Source organism: Roseobacter sp. N2S, from assembly GCF_031454055.1.
Classification (GTDB): Bacteria; Pseudomonadota; Alphaproteobacteria; order Rhodobacterales; family Rhodobacteraceae; genus Amylibacter.
The window spans coordinates 1-22,634 of sequence record NZ_JAVDQB010000015.1 but is presented as its reverse complement, the minus strand read 5'-3'; the positions used below and the strand labels follow the sequence as shown (position 1 = coordinate 22,634).

The 22,634-nt window shown below is 54.9% G+C and carries 18 protein-coding genes; 8 read left to right on the top strand and 10 right to left on the bottom strand.

What is annotated here, in order from left to right; genetic code table 11:
* Nucleotides 1–15: 15 nt before the first annotated feature.
* From GGE09_RS21625 to GGE09_RS21605, 5 genes are read right to left on the bottom strand one after another with little or no spacing between them, the layout of a single operon-like run.
* The gene (locus GGE09_RS21625) at nucleotides 16–2,457 is read right to left on the bottom strand and encodes an FAD-dependent oxidoreductase (protein ID WP_309748198.1); all 2,442 of its coding nucleotides are present in this window, start codon (nucleotides 2,455–2,457) and stop codon (nucleotides 16–18) included.
* Between the two features lie 10 nt (nucleotides 2,458–2,467).
* The gene (locus tag GGE09_RS21620; RefSeq protein ID WP_309748197.1) at nucleotides 2,468–3,091 is read right to left on the bottom strand and encodes a LysE family translocator; all 624 of its coding nucleotides are present in this window, start codon (nucleotides 3,089–3,091) and stop codon (nucleotides 2,468–2,470) included.
* Nucleotides 3,091–3,468: a GFA family protein gene (locus GGE09_RS21615; protein ID WP_309748196.1), complete on the bottom strand. Its 378-nt coding sequence runs from the start codon at nucleotides 3,466–3,468 to the stop codon at nucleotides 3,091–3,093. Before GGE09_RS21615 ends, GGE09_RS21620 begins: the two co-directional genes overlap by 1 nt.
* Complete coding sequence (locus tag GGE09_RS21610) at nucleotides 3,468–3,851, bottom strand: GFA family protein (RefSeq protein WP_309748195.1); 384 nt, start codon at nucleotides 3,849–3,851, stop codon at nucleotides 3,468–3,470. Before GGE09_RS21610 ends, GGE09_RS21615 begins: the two co-directional genes overlap by 1 nt.
* Nucleotides 3,852–3,874: 23 nt before the next feature.
* Nucleotides 3,875–4,447, bottom strand: a complete 573-nt coding sequence (locus GGE09_RS21605; protein WP_309748194.1) for an XRE family transcriptional regulator — start codon at nucleotides 4,445–4,447, stop codon at nucleotides 3,875–3,877.
* Between the two features lie 256 nt (nucleotides 4,448–4,703).
* Here GGE09_RS21605 and GGE09_RS21600 point away from each other — a divergent pair, with 256 nt between their 5' ends.
* Both GGE09_RS21600 and GGE09_RS21595 read left to right on the top strand, forming a co-directional pair.
* Nucleotides 4,704–5,303, top strand: coding sequence for a Crp/Fnr family transcriptional regulator (locus GGE09_RS21600; RefSeq protein ID WP_309748193.1), 600 nt, complete (start codon nucleotides 4,704–4,706; stop codon nucleotides 5,301–5,303).
* A gap of 104 nt (nucleotides 5,304–5,407) precedes the next feature.
* Nucleotides 5,408–7,093, top strand: a complete 1,686-nt coding sequence (locus GGE09_RS21595) for a DNA polymerase Y family protein (protein ID WP_309748192.1) — start codon at nucleotides 5,408–5,410, stop codon at nucleotides 7,091–7,093.
* On the opposite strand, the gene GGE09_RS21590 is transcribed toward GGE09_RS21595, so the two are convergent.
* From GGE09_RS21590 to recQ, 3 genes are all read right to left on the bottom strand, one after another.
* A complete protein-coding gene (locus GGE09_RS21590) occupies nucleotides 7,090–8,322 on the bottom strand; it encodes an MFS transporter (RefSeq protein ID WP_309748191.1) in 1,233 nt (410 codons plus the stop codon). The two genes, GGE09_RS21595 and GGE09_RS21590, sit on opposite strands and share 4 nt — an antisense overlap.
* Before the next feature lie 547 nt (nucleotides 8,323–8,869).
* Entirely contained in the window at nucleotides 8,870–9,634 is a 765-nt protein-coding gene (gene yaaA, locus GGE09_RS21585; RefSeq protein WP_309748190.1) for a peroxide stress protein YaaA, read from the bottom strand.
* Nucleotides 9,635–9,767: 133 nt separating this feature from the next.
* Nucleotides 9,768–11,831 (bottom strand): DNA helicase RecQ, encoded by a 2,064-nt coding sequence (gene recQ / locus GGE09_RS21580; RefSeq protein ID WP_309748277.1) that lies wholly within the window; start codon nucleotides 11,829–11,831, stop codon nucleotides 9,768–9,770.
* 126 nt (nucleotides 11,832–11,957) lie between these two features.
* Here recQ and GGE09_RS21575 point away from each other — a divergent pair, with 126 nt between their 5' ends.
* From GGE09_RS21575 to GGE09_RS21560, 4 genes are read left to right on the top strand one after another with little or no spacing between them, the layout of a single operon-like run.
* The gene (locus GGE09_RS21575; RefSeq protein WP_309748189.1) at nucleotides 11,958–12,833 is read left to right on the top strand and encodes a lysophospholipid acyltransferase family protein; all 876 of its coding nucleotides are present in this window, start codon (nucleotides 11,958–11,960) and stop codon (nucleotides 12,831–12,833) included.
* A 55-nt stretch (nucleotides 12,834–12,888) separates the two neighbouring features.
* A complete protein-coding gene (locus tag GGE09_RS21570) occupies nucleotides 12,889–14,121 on the top strand; it encodes a glycosyltransferase N-terminal domain-containing protein (RefSeq protein WP_309748188.1) in 1,233 nt (410 codons plus the stop codon).
* Nucleotides 14,122–14,123: 2 nt separating this feature from the next.
* The gene (locus GGE09_RS21565) at nucleotides 14,124–14,750 is read left to right on the top strand and encodes a glycosyltransferase family 29 protein (protein WP_309748187.1); all 627 of its coding nucleotides are present in this window, start codon (nucleotides 14,124–14,126) and stop codon (nucleotides 14,748–14,750) included.
* 32 nt (nucleotides 14,751–14,782) lie between these two features.
* Nucleotides 14,783–15,772, top strand: coding sequence for a KpsF/GutQ family sugar-phosphate isomerase (locus GGE09_RS21560; RefSeq protein ID WP_309748186.1), 990 nt, complete (start codon nucleotides 14,783–14,785; stop codon nucleotides 15,770–15,772).
* A 9-nt stretch (nucleotides 15,773–15,781) separates the two neighbouring features.
* Here GGE09_RS21560 and GGE09_RS21555 read toward each other — a convergent pair whose 3' ends face one another.
* Both GGE09_RS21555 and GGE09_RS21550 read right to left on the bottom strand, forming a co-directional pair.
* Nucleotides 15,782–17,125: a hypothetical protein gene (locus GGE09_RS21555; RefSeq protein WP_309748185.1), complete on the bottom strand. Its 1,344-nt coding sequence runs from the start codon at nucleotides 17,123–17,125 to the stop codon at nucleotides 15,782–15,784.
* Complete coding sequence (locus GGE09_RS21550; RefSeq protein WP_309748183.1) at nucleotides 17,109–19,136, bottom strand: ATP-binding cassette domain-containing protein; 2,028 nt, start codon at nucleotides 19,134–19,136, stop codon at nucleotides 17,109–17,111. Before GGE09_RS21550 ends, GGE09_RS21555 begins: the two co-directional genes overlap by 17 nt.
* A gap of 142 nt (nucleotides 19,137–19,278) precedes the next feature.
* Here GGE09_RS21550 and GGE09_RS21545 point away from each other — a divergent pair, with 142 nt between their 5' ends.
* Nucleotides 19,279–20,976 carry a DUF3131 domain-containing protein gene (locus GGE09_RS21545; protein ID WP_309748182.1) on the top strand — a complete coding sequence of 566 codons (1,698 nt, stop codon included), beginning with the start codon at nucleotides 19,279–19,281 and terminating at the stop codon, nucleotides 20,974–20,976.
* Nucleotides 20,976–22,475: a hypothetical protein gene (locus GGE09_RS21540; protein WP_309748181.1), complete on the top strand. Its 1,500-nt coding sequence runs from the start codon at nucleotides 20,976–20,978 to the stop codon at nucleotides 22,473–22,475. Before GGE09_RS21545 ends, GGE09_RS21540 begins: the two co-directional genes overlap by 1 nt.
* The last annotated feature ends 159 nt before the right edge of the window (nucleotides 22,476–22,634 follow it).

The following is a 22,634-nucleotide window of genomic DNA, read 5'->3' as shown; positions in this document are numbered from 1 at the left end:
GGTTCTACCCCCGTCTTATGCCCGCAAACGTTCGTTCTGCGGATCCCACAGCGGCTGGTCCTCTTGCACCACCGCGCGGTGGCGCTGGCCATAGATTTCCACCTCTACCTCAGTCCCTGCAACCGCCAGTTCAACCCGCACCATGCCGAGCGCAATCGAGGCATTCACGCGGTACCCCCAAGCACCCGAGGTGGTTTCCCCAACAACCACACCGTCGTGCCAAATGCTTGACATATAAGGCGCATCCGCATCGCCCGCGTCCACGATCAGCGTGACGAAGGCTTTTTTGCGACCCTGTTGCTTTTCGTTCTGGATCGCGGACTTGCCGACAAAATCAAACGGCTTATCCAACTTGACGAACCGCTCCAGCCCGCCTTCCAACAAGGAATAGTCCGTGGACAGGTCGCCTTTCCACGCACGGTAGCCTTTTTCGATCCGCAGGGAATTCAGCGCATACATACCAAAGGGTTTCGCGCCCGCGTCCAGAACCGCCTGATAAATCGGCGGCATATCGGCGTTTTCGGCGTGGATTTCCCAGCCCAATTCCCCCGCAAAGGACACACGGATCAGGAAAGCTTTCTGCCCCGCCACGGTTGCCCATTGATGGGTCAGCCAGCCCTGTTCCAAGTTGGCATCGGTGATGCCAGACAGCACCGCGCGGGATTTCGGGCCTGTGACGATCAGCGTGTCCCGCTCTGTGGTGGTTTCGCGCACCGTGACGGACTCTGGCACCGAATTTCGGATCAGTTCCCCGTCATGCCACTGTGCGGTGGCGGCGGTGATCAGAACGAAGTTATCCGCGCCCAGACGCAGGCAAGACAGTTCGGTCAGGATACGCCCGCGGCTGTCGGACACATAAATCAGGTTCATCCGTCCCGCCTTGGGGATGCCGCCCGTACAGAACCCCCGCAGCCAGTCATCGGCCCCTTCGCCCTGTATCCAGAACCGAGAGAACCCCGGCAGATCAAGAACACCACAGCCATCGCGCACCGCTTCGCATTCCTCTTTCACGCGCTGGGTCCACGGGCCCTGACGGTTCCATGTGTGGGTGGACGCCTCGGAGGTATCATCGCCGTCTTTGGCAAACCAGTTTGCCCGCTCCCAACCGTTATAGGCCCCCATAACGCCGCCCAGTTCCACCACTTTGGCATGGTTCGGCGACAGTTTTTTATCCCGACCCGCTGGCCATTCGTGGTGGGGGAAATGCATGGCGTATTCGTGGCCGTAGACCTCCATCCCTTTTTGAATGCAGTAATCTTCATCGGTGTAATCGGTATAGCGGCGCGGATCGACCGCCCACATATCCCACTCGGTTTCGCCTTCGGTGATCCATTCGGCCAGCACTTTGCCAGCGCCGCCAGCTTGGGCGATGCCAAAGGTAAAGACACAAGCCTCAAACGCGTTTTTCACGCCGGGCATAGGCCCGATCAGCGGCAATCCGTCCGGTGCATAGGGGATCGGGCCGTTGATGACTTTGTTGATGCCGGTTTTGCCCAACAACGGCACGCGGGCCATGGCGTCTTCCATGTACCATTCCAGCCGTTCCAGATCGTCGGGATAAAGCTGAAAGCTGAAATCCTGCGGCATCGGATCGTCGGGCGTGACCCAATGGGCCTTGCAATTGCGTTCATAGGGGCCAAGGTTCAGGCCGGTTTTTTCCTGCCGCAGATAATAGGACGTATCCACATCGCGCAGCAGCGGCAGTTTGCCGTTTTCCTTGGTGTAAGCTTCAATTTCGGGGATTTCTTCGGTCAGCATATACTGATGGCTCATCACCATCATCGGCACGGTGCGCCCGCCGTAGGGTTTGAACCACTCGCCCACGCGCTGCGCATAGTAGCCCGCCGCATTCACCACAAATTCGCAGCGGATTTCGCCCTTTTCGGTTTCGACAATCCAGTCATCTCCGTCACGGCGCACACCCGTTGCAGGGGTAAAGCGCAGGATTTGCGCCCCCATATCCCGCGCGCCTTTGGCCAGCGCTTGGGTCAGTTGCGAGGGGTCCATATCGCCGTCATATGGGTCATACAGCCCGCCTGCCAGATCATGGGTTTCCATAAACGGATAGCGATCTTTAAAGTCGGACACCTGCATCATTTCGATATCCATACCCTGATAGCGCCCCATCCCTGCGGCCCGTTCAAATTCTTGCATCCGTTCTTTGGAATGGGCCAGACGGATCGAGCCTGTGACGTTATAATTCATCGGGTAATCCACCTCTGCGCCCAGACGGCGGTACAGTTCGGTGGAATAGCGCTGCATGTTCATGATCGACCAGCTGGTTGAAAACGTGGGGATATTCCCCGCCGCGTGCCATGTAGAGCCCGCTGTCAGTTCATTCTTTTCCAGCAGAACACAGTCGGTCCAGCCCGCTTTGCCCAGATGATACAGCGCAGAGGCGCCGACCGCGCCGCCGCCAATAATGACCACCCGTGCAGTGGTTGGAAAATCAGCCATTTGGAACTCCTTAGTCGATCACAAGTTTGGCCGCGAGGCTGCCAAACAGAATTGCAGTTACTTTATTGAGGATTCGAACCCGCGCCTTCAGCGCCTGTGAAAACACGCCCGCCGCCGCACCAAGGCACAGGCAAAAGGCACAGCCGAACAGTTGGAACACCGCGCCAAGGATCAGGATTTGCATCCAGACAGGGCCGATGGCGGGGTCGGTGAATTGCGGAATAAACGCAAAGATGAAGAGCGCGGTTTTGGGGTTCAGCACATTGGTGATAAAGCCGCGCCGGATCGCGCCATAGGCGCTTTGGGCGGCGCGGCCCTGCCCGATTTCACCAGTGGATCGCCAGGCCTGAACCGCCAGAAACAACAGATAGGCCGCGCCCAGATAGCGGATCGCCGAATAGGCGGCGGGATTGGCCAGCAACAGCGCGGAAACCCCTGCTGCGGCCATCAGGATATGCACCGTGATGCCGAAATTCACCCCGACTGCCGCCGCCATACCAATGCGCGGCCCACCCGAAATCCCCGAGGCCGACACAAAGATAAAATCCGCGCCGGGTGTCAGGTTCAACAGCAGCCCTGCCCCGATAAACGCCAACATCATCGCAGGGTCAAACCCCGTTAAAACCTGCCACATCAGCCTTGCTCCTTTTGGGGGGACCCATCCGAAATGTCATAATAATCGCCTTTTCCCGCCAGATGAATATGGCCGGTCAGCCGTTGCCCTGTGGGGCCGTCAATCGCCCCTGCTTCGACCGACAGCACGCCCTGTGCATCGGCGAAAATCAGGCTGGACCCGCAGGCGTTGCAAAATCCGCGTTTGGCGCCAGACGGATGGGCAAACCAATGCAGGGTCGCATCCGACGCAAACGTCACATCCGCCACGTCAAAAGACGCAGCGAAATGCCCTGAATATTTCCGGCACTGCCCGCAATGACATGCGGTCACTGGCCCTGCGTCCCCTTCAACGGTGAACCGCACGCTGCCACACAGACAAGAGCCAAGCAGCGCCATCAGTATGTGTCCAATTGCGGTAGCCCATCGGCAATGTCGTAATAGTCACCTTTGTCTTTCACAAAGATATGTTTAGAGGTGTGCAGCCCCGTGGCCCCGTCCAGCGTGCCCGTGCCAATGGAGGTAGCCCCTTCACCGTCCATCTGCCAGAACAACGCGGATCCGCAGTGCCGACAAAACCCGCGCCGTGCGGATTTTGACGATTGATACCAGGTCAAACCTTCGTCTTTGGTCAGGTTAAACTGCGCGTCCGGAACCTGTGTCGCACTCCAGTAATGGCCGCTGGTTTTGCGGCACTGGGTGCAGTGACAGGCCACAGAGGGGCGCAATTCACCCGTGATTTCAAAAGCAACAGCGCCGCAAAGGCATGATCCTGTTTTCATCTCATCCTCCGTTAACAGACACGTTAATAAACTGGCGGGGCGATGGCCCAGACGGCCACCGCATCCTGCGCCCACGGGTTGGCCCAACGATAGGACTCCCCGCGAATTCGAAAACTGTCGCCCGGTTCCAGATCGAACTGGCGCGCACCCACCCACAGGCGCAGCTTGCCTGAAATCAGGTAGCCGACCTCTTGGGTCGGGCGGGATTCAAAATGGGTCATTTCGGCGCCGGCTTCAAACGTGGAATGGAACATTTCAAAGTCGTCGGTCAGATCGGGTGAGAGCAATTCCTCGACCAACCCGTTTTTGCCTGTGCCCACCTTGCGGCGGGCCTGTTTGCGCACCACATAACCCTCTTCGCCGGGCACCGCGGCGGCCTGCCCGAAAAAGATCGAAACTGAAACCCCCAGCGCCTGCGCCAGTGTTTTAAGTTCCTCGATCGACGGGTGGGAAATGTCCCGCTCCACCTGACTGAGCCAGCCCACCGACTTGCCCGAGGATTCTGCCAGCGCCACAAGGGTCACATTGCGCAGCTTGCGCAAGGCCCGCAGATCGGCCCCAAGGGAGGCGGAGAGATGTGGTGCTGTATCTGGCATGATTCCCCTGTCGTGAAATTATACATGAAAATTTCACCAATATTTTCACACACGCAAGTCTAAATGCGACATTAATCAGTTTTTTACCCGATTTTTGGCATTTCTACGCTGTTCCCTCCGTCCAAGCCGCGCCATACTGGCACCAATATTGGGGAGAACAATGCAGCGAAACGAGCTGACTTTTCCAAGCACCTCTTTTTTGGGCCGCTTAAATGATGACTCTTGGCACGAACTTTCGTCCTTGTGGTCCGTCAAGATGTACCCTGCGCGCCACTTCCTGATTTCGGCTGACGATAAAGAAAGCCACGACGTTTTCTTTGTGATCGACGGATCTATTCGCGCCACCATCTACACGGATGCGGGGCGCGAGGTTTCGTTGCTGACCTTTTCCAATGGGGATTGCATTGGGGAGTTCTCTGCTCTGGATGAGGCCCCCCGTTCCAGCGATGCCATCGCCGAGCGCGAAAGCATCGTCGCCCGCCTGTCCCCCGAACAGTTCCGCAAATTGGTGAAAACCAACCCTGATCTAAGCTATACTTTGTTGATGCTGATGGTGGGCCACCTGCGCCGCCTGTCCAAACGGGTGATTGATTTCAATGCCAAATCCGCCGATGAACGTCTGCGCGATGCGATTCTGGATCTGGCAGAAAAACGCGCAGGCAAAGGCGATACGGTTCTGATCGAACGTCCGCCGACCCAATCCGAACTGGCCTCCGTGGTGTTTTCGTCGCGCGAAAGTGTGGCGCGGGAAATGGGGCGGATGCGCAATGCGGGCGTGGTGCTGCGGATCAAACGCAGCCTGCATATCCCCAGCGTCGCCAAGCTGCGCGACTATGTGGAAACCGCGACACCCTGATCCGCTCCCCCTGATCCAATTCGCCGCTTTTCGCAAAAAGAATCTCGACTCTTGCGGGGCAGATTTGATAAGAACAAATCAGGAACATATTTAGTGTTAGAACCATGCCAACCCGCCGAATCCTGTCGATCTGGTTTCCCCATCTGGCCGCCGAACGTGTGCTGCGCAGCCATCGGGGGGCCTTGCTGCACCCTTTTGCCATTGTCTCGCAAAGCGGCAATGTGCTGTCTTTGGCCTGTCTGTCACCCGAGGCCAGCGCTGAGGGGTTGAGCATCGGGCAATCCCTGTCTGATGCGCGGGCCTTTTGCCCCCAATTGCTGACCGCGCCCGAAAACCCGCTGCAAGAGGCTGCGTTTCTGGCGGGGCTGCGCCGTTGGGCAGGCAAATACTCCCCTTGGGTGGCCAGCGAAGCCCCCGCATCCCTGCTGTTGGACATCACCGGCTGCGCCCATCTGTTTGGCGGCGAACCGGAACTGGCTGAAAGCATTACGCAGGATCTGGCGCAGTTACGCTTAACCGGGATGTTGGGGATCGCTGATACACCGGGGGCGGCTTGGGCGCTGGCGCGGTTTGCGGGGCAATCGGCCAAGGCGCACCGCTCAGGTGATGCCATCGAGCAAGAGGCCCGCGCCACCCGTTCGCGCGCGGCCAAAAGGCGCAACTGGGAACGGGGCGGGCCTGCGCCAAACCCGCAACCCACAGATGCAGGCGCCCCCAGCATCGCCGCCCCCGGACTGACCCGCGCCGCAATTTCCCGCCTGCCCGTCGCCGCCCTGCGCCTGTCCAAAGCGGATTGTGTGAACCTGAACCGGCTGGGGGTGCGCATTGTGGCCGACCTGATTGGCCTGCCCCGCGCCGCCCTTGTGCGGCGCTTCGGGCGCGATGTGGTGATGCGGCTGGATCAGGCCTTGGGGGCGGACCCCGAGCCGGTCTCTCCGGTGCGGCGCACCCATCATTTTGCCACCCGCCTGTCCCTGCCCGACCCCATCGGCCTGCAAGATGACATTGTTGCGGGGCTGGATCGCATCCTGCCGCCGCTGTGTGACAAGCTGCGCAAGGCGGGGCGCGGGGCGCGGCAACTGCGGTTGTGGTGTTTTCGTACCGATCACACCGTCCAGATTATCGAGGTCGGGCTGGCCCGCCCCAATCATGATCCCGACCGCATCCGCCCGCTGCTGACCCTGCGCCTGCCCGATATCGAAGCGGGGTTTGGCATCGAAACCCTGCGCCTAGAGGCTTTTGTCACCGAACCTTTGTCACAGGTACAACACAAGGGCCACGCCGATGCGGTGGCCGTGGCGCGCAAACTGCGCGACGGCAGTGATGGGATGGCCGATCTGATGGGGCGGCTGGGCGCGCGGATCGGGCTGGACAATCTGATCCGCCTGCACCCCGCCGACAGCCACATCCCCGAGAAAACCGCCACCCGTATGGCCGCCGCCTATTGCGCGCCCGCCACCGATTGGCCCGGTATCCACCAGCACCGCCCTGTCACCCTGTTCCCGCCGGAAATCGTCACGCCAATGCCAGCAAACACAGCCGATAGCCCGCCGCTTCCCCAGATGCAGCCGCCACCCTGTTTTCGCTGGCGCAGACGGGAATTTCACACCCAGACTGCCAGCGGACCAGAGCGGATTTCACCGGAATGGTGGCTGGATGATCCCAACTGGCGCGGTGGCACGCGGGATTACTGGCGGGTGGAAACCAAAACCGGAGAACGGTTGTGGCTGTTCGAAACCAAAACGCGCACCCGTTCCGGCGATTGGTTTTGTCAGGGTGATTTCGGTTAAAGCCGCAAGCGCAGCAGACCATAAGCCGCCAGCAATACAGCGATGCAACTGGCCAGCGCATAAGGGGTACGCAAGGCCAGCTCGCGGCCCAATTGCGGCTCTGCCATGGACACCACATAACCTGCAAGCAAAGCCCCCACAGGCATCATGCCCCAGCCGAAAAACCGATAAATACTGTTCACACGTCCCAGCAACCCGTCAGGAATCAACCGCTGGCGATAAGACACCGTCACCACGTTCCACAGCAGGGCTGCGAACATTTCGATAAACAGCGCAAAGGCAACCACCCAGACATTCGAGGTTAGGAAAATCACGATAAACATAACGGGGAACAGACATAAAACCACCTGCAAGCTGCGCTCTGGCCCTAAACGCGCCGCGATATTGGGGCACGCCAACCCGCCAACAACGCCGCCCGCAGCGCCCGCTGTCAGCAGCAATCCGTGGCCCACGCCCGTCATTCCCAGAATTTCCTGCGAAAACAGCACAAGGATCGTCAGCGCCATCACCGTCAGCATATTGGACACCCCCAGCATGATCGCAAGGCGCATCAACTTGGGGTGTTGCACCAGCCATTTGAACCCCTCTTTGGTTTCAACCCACATACTGCGCCGCAACGGGGCACTGCGCGGGGGTACCACGATCAACCAAACCACCCAGGCCGCCACCGCAAACGTCACAGCGTCCAGCGCAAACGGGGCGGGCACGGCATAGGCAATCAACAGCCCCGCCAGCGGCGGGCCGATGAAACTGCCCATAATCTGCTCAATGCTCCAGATTTGGCCATTGGCCCGTTCCAGATCCCCCGCAGCAACCACCGAAGGCAGGGCGGTTTGTGCCGCATTGTCCCGCACCACTTCGGCCGAGCCAAGCAGGAACGCCAGCCCGCAGAGTGCCAGAATATACCAGTTCACACTGTGATCGGGGGGCAAATCGGGCAGAATGGAAATCAACGCAATCACCCCCGCGGTCAGCAAAAGCCGCAGCAAATCAGCCATCACCATAAGTCGCTGGCGATCCCCACGATCGGTAATCACCCCCGCAGGCAGCGAGAACAACAACCACGGCAGTCGGGTGGCAAAGGCGACAAAAGCGATCAACGTCGGGTCCCGCGTGATCAGCGTTGCCAGCCACGGGAAGGCCAGGGCAGAAACGCCGTCCCCCAAATTTGAAATGGCAGAAGCTGAAAAAAGAAGCCGATAATTACGATTAGAAGAAAGTAATGACATACACGAATCTGTCCGGCCTTTTGGGGGGAAAGTCAACTACCACAAGTAGAACACAACCCTAGGGGTCGATTAATCTTTGAAACCGTGCGAATATTGACGACGCAAGCCCAGCAGCGATACTTTGGGCCTGATCCCACCCCTTAACATTCGCGCTATAGGCGAGACTGCAATCCCTTGCGCGGGCATCAAGCGATGGTCAAATTCTATGAAACCACCCTTGGTCTAGAACAATTTTCAGGCAGCTATGGCCACGGCATTCGTTTCCTAAAAAATCGCCGCAGGCTTTGCAGGGCACACCATGGTACTGGCCCTATTTCAAGCGAAACAGGGCGCTGCTACAGACGCGGCCTCATCCTTGCACCACATCCCGTGAACCGTACGCTTCCAAGGCCAAAACACCACGATGGAATGGTATCTTGCGCGGGACACCCCTTCACCATCGAACAATTCGGCTGGCGTGACTGTTCGTGGAAAACCCCGAGGGCAACGCCGTCAAGTTGGCCCCCTCTGATGACCGCCTGAAAACCGCGCCCGACAGGGCGGGCCGTTAGGCCGCGTTGCGGGTAAAGCTGAGCGTTTTATCATCCGACAGGCTGGGCTGGAATTTATACCCGTCCAGATCGAAATCTTTCAATCCCTCAACCGTTTTCACACGGTTTTTCACGATATAACGCGCCATCGCACCTCGGGCTTGTTTGGCAAAAAAGCCAATCATTTTAAGCTCTCCGTTGCGATCTTCTTTAAACGAGGGGGTCACGACCGGGGATGCCATCGCCTTTTCGTTGGCGGCCTTAAAATACTCTGCGCTGGCCAGATTAACCACCACATTGCCTTGGGATGCATCGTCCAAAGCCTTGGTTAATTTCTTATCCCAATAAGCGTAAAGCGTCGGGCCGGATTTATTCGCAAGCCGACTGCCCATTTCCAAGCGATATGGCTGTATCCGGTCCATCGGACGCAGCAGCCCGTAAAGCCCGCTTAGAATACGCAGATGGCCCTGCGCATAGTCACAATCCGCCGCATCAAAACTGGCCGAATCCAAACCGGTGTAAGTGTCCCCTGCAAAAGCAAACATCGCCTGTTTGGAGTTTTCAGGCGTGGATTCCTTGCTAAACCCGTCGAACCGCGCTTTGTTCAGCTTGGCCAAATCCTCACTGATATGCATCAAGCCGCGCAGGTCACTGACGCTTAGCTTTTTGGCGATTTGCGCCAGACGGTTTGCGTCTGACTGGAAATCAGGCAAGGTTTCAATAAGGTCATTTTCAGGCTGATCGAAATTCAATTTCTTTGCAGGTGACAGCACGGCCAACATTTTGTGTCTCCAAAATAAACGTGCCTGCTGATACCGTATTGAGCATAGAAAGACCAACCCCGATTGTGCCAAAAAACGCAAAAATCAGCCAGATAGCCCCACGTCAATTAAACCTATGGTGGCAAATTTGCGATCAGTCGCAATCTGACGATATTTCGCTCAAAAACACCGTCCCGAACCTGTCTGCCTTGGCCGTTCCCACCCCCGAAATCCGCGCCAAAGCGTCCAGATCAGATGGACGGCTCTGCGCGATTTTTGACAACGTAGAGTTGCTGCAATTCAAATAAGTGTCCATGCCGCTTTCGCCCCGCGCCAACTGCAATTGCGCCGCCTGCAAGCGATCAAACAATTCCGCCGCATCCCGTCCCGCAAGTTTGCGACGCGCAGGATGAACCTCTTCCTGTGTCCCGTTGATCACCTCTAGAAAGGCGGCCCCATAGCGTTCCAGCTTCACCGCCCCGACACCCGCCAACTTCGCAAATTCGTCGAGATTTTTTGGCCGCGCCTCTGCCATCCCGATCAGCGTAGCATCGGGAAAAACCACATAGGCGGGCGCTTGGATCGCTTCTGCCAATGCCCGTCTTTTGGCCTTAAGCGCCGACAACAGCGGTTCATCTTCTTCGGCAACCATGGCTTTCACGCGGCTCGTTTTAGAGCGTTGGCGCACAATGGTGTCACGCCGCAATTCGATGCTTTCTTCGCCCTTCAGAATCGGCCGCGCCCGATCCGTCATCCTAAAGGCGCCGTGGCGGTCCATATCAGGACGGATCAGATCATAACCCATCATCTGACGGAAAATTGCCTGCCACTGGGATTTGTCAAACTCTTTGCCGACCCCGAATGTCGGCAGGGATTCATGCCCGCGTTGGCGAATTTTGTCGGTGATCACACCGCGCAAAATGTCAATCAGATGCCCCGCGCCAAAAGACTCCCCCGTGCGCAACACCGCAGACAGGGCCTTGCGCACCGCATCAGTGCCGTCAAAAATCTCTGGCGGACTGGCGCAGAGATCGCAATTGCCACAGCCGTCGATTTCATCGCCAAAATAGCGCAACAAAACCCGCCGCCGACAGCGCCGCGCCTCTGCCAACCCCAGCAATGCATTCAATCTGCCATGATCCGCCTCTTTGCGATCTGGCGGGGCAAGGCCCTCGTCGATTTGGGCACGGCGCAAGCGCACATCATCCGCGCCATATAGCGTCAAAGTATCCGCAGGCGCCCCGTCCCGCCCCGCGCGACCGATTTCCTGATAATAGGATTCCATCGATTTGGGCAAATCCGCGTGGGCCACCCAGCGGATATCCGGCTTGTCGATCCCCATACCAAAAGCCACGGTGGCCACAACAATCAGCCCATCCTCGCGCTGGAAACGGGTTTCAGCCAAGCGCCGGTCGTCGCGATCCATCCCTGCATGATAGTGCAGCGCGGAATGCCCCTCAGCCCGCAGCGCCGTGGCCAGCGTTTCGCATTTATTACGGGACGAACAGTAGACAATGCCCGACTGACCTTTTCGCGTGCTGATAAAATCCAGCAACTGCTTGCGCGGGCTGTTTTTTGGCTGAAACGCCAGATTGATATTGGGCCGATCAAAACCGCGCAGAAAGATCGACGGATCGACCCCATCAAACAACCGCGTGACAATTTCGGCCCGCGATTGCGCATCCGCCGTCGCTGTGAATGCCGCCAAAGGCACACCCAGTTCTTGGCGCAACGCCCCGATCCGCAGGTAATCGGGGCGAAAATCATGGCCCCACTGACTGACACAATGGGCTTCATCCACGGCAATCAAGCGTGTGTTAATCTTGCGCAGCAGGATCGCTGTGCCTGGATTAGCCAGACGTTCCGGCGCGATATACAGTAATTTCAGCGCGCCATCCTCCAGCGCTTGAAAGACCTCCTCGGTTTCTTCCTCACTGTTGCCAGAGGTCAGCGAGCCTGCGCCAACACCCACAGCATTCAACGCCCGCACCTGATCGCGCATCAAAGCAATCAGCGGCGAGATCACCACCGTCACCCCGTCCGAACACAGGGCAGGCAATTGAAAACACAGGGATTTACCACCCCCTGTTGGCATGATCGCCAGTACGTTTTCCCCCGCGAGGACGGCTTCAACAACCTCTTGCTGGCCATCGCGGTATGCGGAAAAGCCGAATACCTCGGCCAGTAAATCCTTGGCTTTTGCCTGTTGGTCTAACATCATTATTTTTTCATTTGCCCGTTTAGCTATAGTTTTGACAGGTTGCTAAACGCTTAACAAGCCAGAAGCCCCTTTGATGAATCGCCATTTCCAAGGGCGGCGTCATGCTCTAAAACCCGCGGTATCATGGCATCCGAAAAATCAAAATCCCTGTTCTATCTGCTGCAATACCTGCCCGTCGCGGCCTTGCTGGCAATTTCAAAGGTGCTCCCTTTTGATGCACGCGGCATTCTGGCGGGTCACGTTGTCGGCTTCGCCGTACGCTGGCTGCCGCCGTTTCGCAAGCGCGTCGAAGAGGGGTTGCAACGGGTCTATCCAGAGATGCCCCTTGCCGAGCGGACCCGCATCGCTGCCCAAGTCGGGCGGAACATGGGACGGACTTTGACAGAAATCCTGCACAATAAAGAATTTGCCACCAAAACCGACCGTTTCATCGCCAAAGGCCCCGGACTGGCCGCCCTTCATGCAGCCAAGGCTGAGGGGAAAGGCGCGCTCATCGTATCTGGGCATTTCGGTCAATGGGAGGCCATCCGCCACTTTCTGAAAGCCGAGGGACTGGAAACCGGTGCCGTGTATCGCCCGAATTCAAACCCTTGGTACGAGCCCCATTTTCTGGGTGGCATTCGCGAGGGCGGCGCGCCGATTGTGCCGCGCAGCAATGCAGGCACCCTGCAAATGGTCCGCCACATTCGCAAGGGCGGGTTTTTTGCAATTCTGGCGGATCAGTATGTGCAATGGGCCGAAAAAATTCCATTTCTGGGGCATATGACCTCCACCACAACTTCACCCGCCGATCTGGCCTTGAAATACGACCTGCCGCTGGTTCCCGCTTTCGGGCTGCGCGACCCGAACGGGCGCACCATCCACATCACCTTTGAAACGCCCATCCCTCACAGTGACGCGGCTACAATGATGACCGAATTCAACGCACGGATTGCTGCGCGGATACACGCCAATCCCGGGCAGTGGTATTGGTTGCATCGCCGTTGGAAAAACCTGTAACAGCTTTATATTCAAGGCCTGAACCGTTCAGTCAAAACCCTTTCTGGAATAACTGGTGTCTGTTTTCGTGATAAACCTGTTCACAATAATCGCCACGATCCCCGCCCTGCTTTGGATCGCTTTTCAGGTCTTACTTGGAAAATCATCAATCCAGACCGGGAAAAACCGCATTGGGATCGCGACGGAAACCGCCAATGGGCACCCTGTCATTTGGTTGCACGCTGCATCCTTAGGGGAACTCACCTCAATTAAGCCATTCCTACTGTATCTGGCGCAAACACGCCCGGATCACAGGCTATTAATCACCACAAACAACCCGGCGGCCCTAACTGCGGCAGAGGCATGGACCGACTTGCCGACACTTTTGCAATCTGCCCCTATCGACCTTCCTTTTGTGCTGCGCCGTTTCCTGAACTATTGGCAGCCCGTGGCCTTTATCAACATAGAGTCCGAGATCTGGCCAAACAGGTTTAAGGCCCTAAAACAAAACAACATCCCTTCCATCATGCTAAACGCCAGAGTATCAGACAAATCCACAAAGCGGCTTGGTTCGTTTGGCGTAAAGGCTTTAGGCCTTGACCTTTTTTCGCATATCTATGCGCAAAATTCGGCTTCGGCTGAAAACTTTAAAGCTATCGGAATCTTGGAAAAGCGGGTCGAAACCATCCCGAACTTCAAGTCTTTGGTAACATTGGCACCCCCTGATCCGAAAATGTTAGAGCGATATGATAGGGCAAATACCTTTCTTGCTGCTTCAACCCATGAAGGTGAAGAAACCCTAATTTTGAACGCATTTGCAACACTCTGGCATCAGAACCCTAATTTAAGATTAATATTGGTGCCTCGCCATCCAAACCGCGTGAAAGCTGTTGAAGCTATGTGCCAAAATATCGGATTAAATGTGTCTATTTACGGTGACGAGCAAAAGCCCGAAGCCGTCTCTCTTGTGGATTCTCTTGGCAGTTTACAACGGATTTATCCGCTCGCCGCTGTAACCTTTGTTGGCGGTTCGTTGGTGCCTGATATCGGGGGACACACCCCGTACGAGCCTATCCGTGCTGGCAGCGCCATCGTTAGCGGCCCGTTCCATCACAATTTCATTGAGGAATATGCGGCTCTCTGCGCATCTGGGGGCTGTTTGATTACTCCCGTTGCGGCGCTGGCAAAAAGCCTCAGTGATGCCGCCGAAAATACAGATAATTTGTCGCAAGCTGCCCAAAACACCTATCCTGCCGCGGCCAATCCAATGGATTTATTTGCAGCGGTTGCAGAGAAAGTGGGGCTATAATCATGGATGAGCTTCTATTTTCAATAAAACGCATTCTGAAGGGCGAGCCTTTTCTGAACACGTTTTCTACTGACATGGAAACACTGACAGCAGAGCTTTCTGGAAAAACTGTGGCCATTGTAGGAAATGCTCGCAGCCTATCAGAACAGTCATTGGGCCCAAAAATCGACGCATGTGATGTCATTTTACGTATGCATGCGGCCCCTTTGCCCTCCCCTGAAAGCCATGGATCACGTACCAGCTGGCTGGCGCTTGGGATGCCCGTTGCGCAAAACGTCATTAACTCCCGCGCGCCAAAGCGGCTGCTTTGGATGGCCAAAAAACGCAAACGCCTACGGGCGCGATTTGCCCAGCGCAGTGGATTCTACCTACATCCAACGGCGGAATGGGACAGGATGGCGGCAACACTGACCGCCCCGCCAACAACTGGCATCATGCTGATTGACTTGGTCTCTGGCTCAACAGCGTCAGAAATTCATCTATTCGGCTTTGACTTTTTCACAAGCCTTTCCTTGTCAGGTCGGCGCACGGCTGCGCAGGTCCCTCATGATTTCGCAGCGGAAAAGCGGTTTACCGAGGCTTTGATCGCCCGTGACCCAAGGGTTGTACACCACAAGCAGAAGCACTAACCACAGTTTAACGAGACAGATCAGGTGACCCGATGGACAAAGCCGCATCAATCAAAGACGCGATCCAGACAAATTTAGTTGGATTGCAAGAACTGGACAGCCAGTTAACCACACCAGAGCTGTCCGCGGCACTCGACACTGCGCTTGATCTTATTTCGGCAATGAAAGGGCGGTTGATCGTTGCCGGTGTTGGCAAAAGCGGGCTTATCGGGCGCAAGCTTGCAGCCACGTTTTCTTCTACGGGAACACCCGCTTATTTTGTCCATCCGGTTGAAGCAAGCCACGGTGATCTTGGAATGATCCAGTCCGATGATGTGGTAATGTTGCTTAGCTGGTCCGGTGAAACCCGCGAGTTGTCTGATCTATTGGCCTACACCCGTCGCTTTGGCGTGCCGGTGATCGCGATAACGGGCAGCACTGGCAGCACTTTAGCGCGATCAGCGGATGCAGCTTTGGTTCTGCCCAAAGCCCCCGAGGCCTGCCCCCATAATCTGGCCCCGACCACCTCAACTTTGTTGCAGCTTGCCATCGGCGATGCTTTGGCTGTTACCGTTCTGAAAATGAAGGGCTTTTCAGAGGAAAGCTTTCGCGATTTTCATCCAGGCGGGAAACTGGGCGCTGCATTGACGCCTGTTCAGGACATTATGTTCAAAGGGCAAGATCTTCCGATCGTTCAGGAAGATGCCCCAATCATTGAGGTGCTCGGGGAAATCTCGCGCAAAACGCTCGGCATCGTTGGTGTGACGGGGCAAGATGGCAAATTGCAGGGGGTTATCACAGACGGGGATATCCGCCGCTATCTGGAGGCAAATTCCGCGGGTTCTATGAAAGAGGCGATGTGGGACAAACTGGCCGCATCTTTGATGACACCTGGGTCAGTGTATCTGGAGCCCAACCGCTCCTGCGCGCGCGCGTTGCACGTTCTGCAAAGCAACAAGATTTCTGCTGCATTTGTCATTCAGGACAATAAGCCGGTTGGCGTTGTGACCTTGATCCAGCTTTTGTCCCTTGGGGTTGCCTGACACACTGTTTTACAGACTATTTTGAGGCTGTAAGATCAACTTCTTTTGGGTCGAAACGGCTTCCGGTCGAAATCGATCCAGGGCTATAACTGCTGTTTCTTGCAAGAAGGCCTTTAACGTTTTGCCGGGTGTTTCAACTTGTATGGTTGAAGCCGTTGTTTGGCCTCTCAGCGCAACTCCTCGCGCTGGGTCGGCCAAAACGGCCTGGCTTTCTGGGCTCAATTCGATCTCTGCTAGGATGTGACGCTCTCCCAGAACATTTTGCCCCTGTAAAAGCCCAGACACTTGCCCTTCCAGATTTGGCCCGTTCTCCCTGAAGCCAGCCAAGCGGATCATAACCTTGGTCCCTGGCCGCAGGTTTGCATGATCCGAGTAGGGTATGCGCATCTGAGCCCGAAATAATTCAGCATTTTCGCCACGTAATTCTATGAAACTTTCATCGCCTACATATGATTTCCCAACCATTATTGGGCGAATTCGGTTAACGATTCCATTTTCAGGCGCCAACAATCGAGGAGCCGCGAGATAATGAGTGAGCATCGCTTGCAGCGTTAACTTGGTCGCTACATCCTCTGACAACTGTTGGATTCTATCTAACCGGTTTCGATTCTGGTCAATCGTCAACGCTTGTAATTCGGTCTGAAGGGTTTGAAATCGCCCGACGATTTGATTTTTTTCAAGCGCTATCGAAACACTTGCATGCGCACGAACAACGGGATCCACACGCGTCTTATGGGTGGATTTTTTTGAAACCCCCAGAACCATTGCAAGCTTCTGATCAACCAATCCAATTTGCGATTGCATCAAATTCAATGCTTGTTGCAGTCGCGTTTGCTGCAAAATATCGGCTTCTTGGCTTGTTCGACAATCCTCAAGCGCTGCGCGCATCAAAATTCCAGTTTCAGAGTCGTATTCCGCAAAAGGGGAATCTTGTGAAGGCGCGGACTCTGCAACAAAGCCAAAAGGCATTTCCTGTTCCAAAGGATCAAATTCGGTTCCCAACAAACATTCCCGCAGAATACTCGCAACAAGGATTTCACGGCCGATTTGTTTCAGGCGCGCAGCCATCGCCGCTGTGTCTAGCAGGGCAACCGTTTGGCCCGCCTTTACCTGTTCCCCCGGTTCGACCAGAATCGAATCCAGTGGCAGGCCATGTGGCAAGGCGATGACCGTAGGGTCTTGATCTGGCGTCAAAGTTCCAGCGTATTGGTGGGAAGAGGGAACCTTAATCTTGTCTGCCAACGTATACCCGCCCGCAGCAATAGCCAACACCGACAGGACAGCCCACACGGCCCAGATCACACGAACCAGCTGCACCGAAGTGCGGGGCGTCGGATCATGAGGTTGTGGCATGCGTTGCCCCTCCACCGCCAACTTCTGCATTCAAAACCGCTGTTGGTGGCTTTCCACCCGACTTTCGCGGATCGTAGGTGTCCAGTCGCGCTTCTAAAACGCGCTGATCCTGCTCAACTGTCGCATGTACCTTCGAACATGTTTCAAAAACCTTTGCCAAAGGCGAAAGGCGTGTCGTACCGTCATTTTGCCTCGCCTCATCCTCGGCCCGTTGCAGCACGCCGGATGATACGGGTATATCCCGATCCATCAGTTTGATTTCACAATGGCCTTCAAAGTGTTTGAATTCGAAGCAGACCGATTGGTGGGACAGAGGGGCGACATTTTGACAAGAAAATGCCAACAGCTCTGCGCAGACAATACAAGCCTTTCGACGATTGATTTCATCTCCATCCCGACGGAAGTGGGAGCGAATCCATGCTTCTAAATTCTCTTCGGTTTCGAGACTTCGTGCCCCCACGAACCGTTGCCAGCCCGAAGATTGACGCGCGCGTATTTCCAGGGCCGGACCAAAGTCAATGACGCGGCCTTCTTGAAGAATTAACAATTTGTCGCAAATATCCAATAAAGCCCGGTTTTCGGTTACCACAACAAAGCTACGCCCAGCGCGACACTCTTGCCGGATCCGCGCAACCAATGCCCCCACCATTTTTTCCGACCCGTTATCTTCGGGCCGATCTATGAGGTATAAAGGCGGCGAAACTAAAAAACTGCGGGCAAAAGCCAAGGCTTTTTGCTCGGCTCCGGACAGCGTCGTTGCATCTGGTGTGTCACAAATCTTGTCAACTAGATCGCTTGCAAATACCATCTGTTCCAAGATTCGTTTGCCTTGATCCAACGCCGAACCTGTTTGAAAAAACGACAAATTATTCCGGCCAGAGGTTGGCAGAATCAGCGGAACAGAGGGGAGTAAGTAGGCGGGAACGCTGGAATGCACTGCACGTCTTTCCCAGAGGTCTGTCTCACCCAATCTTACCAGCCCACGCACATTCAAACCTGACAGATCATGTGGACTTACCAGAGATTTCAATAAAGTCGATTTTCCCGCCCCTGGCGGACCAATCAACCCGAGAACCTGCCCGGGCGCCACTTGGAACGTAACGTCCGACAGAATCGGGGCCTTATTCGGCACAACGACAGTCAACCCTTCGACTCTCAAGCCGCCAGTAGTAGGGCCGGCTTCTGGATCTGGTGGCATGCGCAGCTGTTGGACCGATGCAGCAAGCCCCAAATTCAAAGGGTTCGGCTGCCCGCGCTGTCGCATGTACCTCGCGCTGGCCTCTACCGCCCAAAAAGTCATCAGACCCACCGCAGCAATGGCCGAGGGGCTTAGAATTTCTTGCGCGGCCATCCAGCTGCCAATTCCGAAACTGACAATCACAGAAAACCATAAAGATGCATTCAGGAATCCTTGAACCAAAGTATGATCTTGTGGCTTTCCTTCGATCAGATTACGCCCAATTTCATCGCGTCCAGCCAGTACGGAAACAGCCTCTTGTGGCAGAAAATCCCACATTGGCTCACGCAATTGCATACGTCGAAAACAGAACATTATCAGCATGTTAATCCCCACACCCATAGGAATCGCAAGCCCGAGCAATGGGTGCACCATTTCCAAAAGAACAAAGACAACTACCGCAACAAAAGCCTGTGCAACGATTGTGTTACGCTCGCGAAAGACCCGATAGCCGGCCAGTGCTTTTGCGTGTGCAAATTCGAATATCAATAATCCAACAATGGGAATCACACCAACCCCGACGAGAATCACCGCCATGAATGGTTCGCGCGCCAGTGCTGCTTGACCGGTCAAGAATATCGTTAGAACGAAAATCCCCATCAAGCAAACTGTGATGCCAATCGAAAACGTCCACGACAAAGGCCCTGCCCATCCGGGGGATGACCGGTCCAACATTGGCATCGGAGATAGCGTATCCGACTTAGGCCCGAACAAGTCCTCGCTCGTGTCTAAAACCGATTCCGATCCAGCCTTCACCTTTGCAGTATGGGACATGTTTTCAACTTTCTTAGCTGCGTCATACCCTTACTCCTAAGGCCGTTCGGTTAATAAATGATTGTGGAGGTTAATTTCGTCAGATTCGCTCTTTGTTAACCCTGATGGGATTAACTACAGGCAACGAGAGGACGGCATTCCGATGCAAAAAACCACATCAGAAACGGGCGATTCGCGGCGCACAGGCGGCTTTGGAACCGCTGTATTGTTCGGCGCAATGGCTTTGCTTGCCGGAACAATCTATTCAATCAGCACGACTGCGCGCACCATATTCCTAGCGCAAGAAGAAGAAGTGATTCCCATCATCGCGGGTGGTGACCTAGATCAGATCCCTGCCTTGATGCGTGGCAATCTTGCGTCTGCAACAACCAGTAGCAAATACGGAACTCAGCGGCGGGAAAAGCCGCCCCGTATGTGTGAAATGAAGCCTAATTATTTTGCGAATCTTGATCGTGGGATGGATCAACCGGCAGGGTATACTGTGCGAAATGAGTATGTGCGCAAATACCGGGACAGACGCGGTTTTTTAAATGAACGAGAACTGCGCACAGCGAAAGTTGCCTGGCATTATTTTGAAAAATTCACCCAAGAAACCACCGGCCTCGCCAATTCGGTTGGCAATTATCCTTCTACCACCCTGTGGGATACCGCGTCATATATGGCCGCTGCGGTCGCTGCCTATGAACTTTGCTTAATAGAGAAACCCGATTTCGACAGCCGCATGACAAAGCTGTTAACCACAATTAAAACTTTGGAGTTGTTTCGCAAGGAACTGCCAAACAAAGTGTATCACACCAAGACAGGCGAAAAAGTAGATTATACCAACAAAGCTGGCGAAATCGGCTTTTCAGCGCTGGATATCGGACGGTTTCTGGTGTGGATGCGGATCCTCAAAAACCGCTACCCCCATTTAGCAAACACCGTTGATTCGGTCCTGTTGAAATGGGATTTTTCCCGCGCGATTGACCCTGAAGGCCTGTTGTTCGGTGCATATGTAGACAAAGAAACAGGCGAAACTGTTTACGCCCAAGAAGGCCGTCTGGGGTACGAAGAATATGCCGCAAAGGGCTTTGCTTTATGGGGCTTCCAGCCAAAATTGGCGCATCGTGCGGAACCCTTCCTAACTGCCTCCATTTTTGGCGTTCAAGTTCCCTATGACGGGCGCGATCCCCGAATTTTTCACAGCCAAAACTACGTCGTCACAGAATCTTACCTGCAAGACGGATTAGAGCTCGGCTTCGATCTTCCGCAAGATGACAGTACCCCTGACTGGTTACACTCTGACGGCTGGCGTGCTGAATTTGCCGACCGTATTTACCAAGTTCAAGAAAATCGCTGGCGCCAAACAGGGTTTATGACGGCGCGATCAGAACATAACGTCAAAGGGCCACCGTATTTCACCTACGATACAATATTTTCAGATGGATACCCCTGGAACACCGTTACACCGCGCGGGGATTACGTTCCAGATCATGCAGCGGTTGCCTCCAAGGCTGCGCTAGGGCTTTGGGCACTTTGGGACACCGAGTACACCAATGTGCTCTATGAAGCGATCATCGAGCTGTACGACCCGGAAAACGGCATGTTCGAAGGGCTTTATGAACAAGGTCAGGGGCGCGTTGAGATTTTCACGGCGAATAATAATGGCATCATCCTGACCTCTTTGTTGCACAAGGTTCAAGGCACTATTCTCACACCCTATACTGGCCAAACCGAGGTCTGGTACACAGCTTACCGCGATCAAGACCTGCGTGTTAAACGCCAGTATCCCGACCCACCACAAGAAGACGATTGGTTGCCCGCGCTGCGGCACTCAATCCAAGCACAGGCGGACTTCTGATGACAGCTAAATTTCCTTTCCAATCCCTCAGCCTTACTTGCGTGATTCTAGCAAGCCTCGGCCTGCCCGGAAACACGCAGCAATTGGACCCGAACCAGAACTTAGAAACCCCCTTCGCCTCCGAAAATGCGATTCTGGATACAGCGATACCTTTTGCAATTGGCGCACGCGAGGCGCAACAATCCTTACGCGGCTCCTTCGGATGGCCAACATTCCAAGAGGGCCTTGTTGAAGGCGTCTACTTCCGCTTTGACCCTGACGGCTATGCACGATTTGCACCGACCCCCCGGCTCGACACGGATGTGTTTGAAGTTATATGCCGACCGCGCACCTACTCTTGTATGGGGCGAAAGGGCACACTTTCCGCCATGTTGAACAGTCGCGGCCAGTTACAATTGAAAATTGACGATGTCCTTTCCGGAGACCGCTTTTTTGTCTCAGAGGGTGTCTCTGAAATAGAAGTCCCAGAAAGGATTTTACAGCCGCTGGATTCCCAAATGGAATTGCTTTTATCTACAGGCGGTGACTTGATTGTTCGAAGGGGGGACAGCGAAAAAGATCGCATCTCACTTACTGGCTTTTTCGCTGTAAGCGCCTATTTACGTTGGGTTGCCGCCCATCAGGATTACACAATTCTCCCTCGGAATTGGCCGGTACCCAATGCAAAAGGGGCGGATGATGGTATGACGCGGGTTTCAAATTGGCAATCGCCTATGCCGCAACCCCAAAATTTCCCGACAGCCCAATCCGGCCTTACTGCATATCAAGCGCAACCACTGACGCAACAACAACCCATGATTCAGCCCGTTGCACAGAATACGACCCAAAACGATGTTGCCGAGGTAAAAGGCGAGCTGCGAATTCTGCGTGAACTTCTTCTAGAGCGCAATCAGATGTCTGCAACAGACGCAAACGCACCGTCCTCCCAGCCGGTCCTTGCGCAGCCATTTGATACTGGCTTAACTACAGTGGCATCCATGGATCAACCTGTTTCAAATCAGATCGCTGCTTTACAACAGGCTGCTGATCGCATCCAAAATGACATCGCCCGACTTAGCAATACGACGGTACTACAAGATACTTCACTCGGAAGCGTGCAACTGACACAGCCCAAACCGCAACCGATGATGCCTACACAAACTTCATCAAATGCTGATGATAAGGCAACCGAAACAGCCGCGCGATTACATTACTTGATGACGGAAATTGGGCTTGATGCGAAAACCGCCATCATGTTGATTCAGCTTGGCGACAACAACAGCCAAACTGAAAATAACACGTCTTTCAACTCAAACTCTGCTAATTCGACACTAAGTAATTCCCCAAACCCATTGTATCAAGATACAGTCGTTGCCCGTATTCTAAGTGAGTTAGAACGTGATCTGGTACAAGACGTTTCGCCAATGGACGGAGTCAACACACGCCCCGAGCGTATGACGCAAAACGAATATCAACTTTTGTCAGAATACTTCAGATCAGTTGCTCTTCCCGCTCAATAAGAAGCAGATGACTAACATTCTAGCGAAGTCGTTAATTTGGTTAGCACTATCCAAATATTGAACTTTGAATAGCCCCTAGTATTGTAGACGCTTTCTTCCCTAATTTTGAGGCAAGGAGGCCGTTATGGGGAAGCCAAATTTCAGTGAAGATTTCAAGCG